The sequence below is a fragment of the Enorma burkinafasonensis genome (assembly GCF_902150035.1).
Taxonomy (GTDB): domain Bacteria; phylum Actinomycetota; class Coriobacteriia; order Coriobacteriales; family Coriobacteriaceae; genus Enorma; species Enorma burkinafasonensis.
On the sequence record NZ_LR597546.1, the window covers coordinates 1 to 1,224 of the forward strand.

Below are 1,224 nucleotides of genomic sequence, written 5' to 3' on the forward strand. Positions count from 1 at the left end.
GCGAACGGGCGACGTGTGCCGCATAGCGAGCGGCATCGGCAGCTTCAGCTGCGCGCTCACCGCGAGATAGGAGAAACCAATGCAGGGAAAGTCAAGGGTCATGGCCGCCGTCGCGGCAGGCGCGCTCGTCGTGGCGCTCGGCGCGGGCGCGGCGCGCTGCGCCATCGCCCCGCAGGAAGGCGCGCAGGATAGTCCCCAGGAGCAAGAGCAGCCCGCGGCTGCAGGCGCCGACGTGGCAACCGGGAAGGCCGCCTCGGGCGCCGAGGCGCTCTGGAACACCGCATGGACGGGCGCCGACGACCCGACGGCCACGCTGCGGATCGTCGAGGGCGCCATGGCGGAGAGCGCGGGCGGCACCGAGCGCGCCTGGTTCTTCTCGGCCGAGGAGCCCTCCGAGGCCGGCGGCGTGCTAAGCGTGCCCATCGAGGTCAAGGGAACCGGCGATAAGGCGGGAGGCTTGTCGCTCATCCAGGTCTCGGGCGACGGGGACAACCGCACCCTGGCATGCGACCTTCTGACGCAGGCCTACGTGCCCCAGAAGGCGCAAGACGGAGCGTTCTCCGTGACCGGCACCGACGGCCGCCTCTCCGAGGCGCTTGGCGCAGACGTCGCCGCCATCGAGGAGGCCGTCGCCGGGAAGGCGGCGGAGGTGTCCCCGCAGGCGATGGGAGCCACCTGGGACAAGGAGGTGTGGCTCGACTACGCCGGGAACGTCGCGTCGACGACCTTCACGCTCGACGACCCCGCCTCGACGGTGGTCACCGTGGTTTCGCGCGGCGGCTCGCTGGAGGCGATGTAGCCGTGCGGGCGCTTGAATCGCGACGCCGAAGGGCGTTCGCCATCTCCGCCGCGACGGCGTTCGCCCTCTGCGCGCTCCTGCTCGTCCCCGCGCAGCCGGCATACGCCGACATAGCCGGGGACGTCAACGATTGGCTGTGCGGCCTCCTGCGCGACTGCTGCAACTGGATGTTCAAGGCTCAGACGGGCGTGCTCGGGTCGATCGGCGCGAACGGGATCCTCTCGGCCGACTTCGCGCACATGCTCACGAGCTCGAGCGACCTGACCATGCACGACGTCGCCCGGGGCGTATGGCAGGTTGCCATCCTGCCGATCGGGTGCGGGGTGCTCGGCCTGGTCTTCACCCTGAAGCTCATCGAGATCTCCCAGCGCATGGACGGCAGCCAGAGCCTTCCCGGCGTCAAGGAGGTCGTTTTCCTCCTCGTG

Annotated in this window: 1 protein-coding gene and 1 pseudogene; both read left to right on the forward strand. The window is 70.4% G+C overall.

Annotated features, from left to right (window positions below; all coding sequences use genetic code 11):
• The first annotated feature begins 79 nt into the window (after positions 1–79).
• Positions 80–799, forward strand: a complete 720-nt coding sequence (locus FS885_RS09985; protein WP_186365857.1) for a hypothetical protein — start codon at positions 80–82, stop codon at positions 797–799.
• A gap of 2 nt (positions 800–801) precedes the next feature.
• A pseudogene (locus FS885_RS10105) lies at positions 802–1,224 on the forward strand (hypothetical protein); the annotation flags it as partial.

What these genes read in the sequence shown, in the direction of transcription:
- FS885_RS09985 (WP_186365857.1), top strand. Translation starts at nt 80, where the DNA reads ATGCAGGGAAAGTCAAGGGTCATGGCCGCCGTCGCGGCAGGCGCGCTC.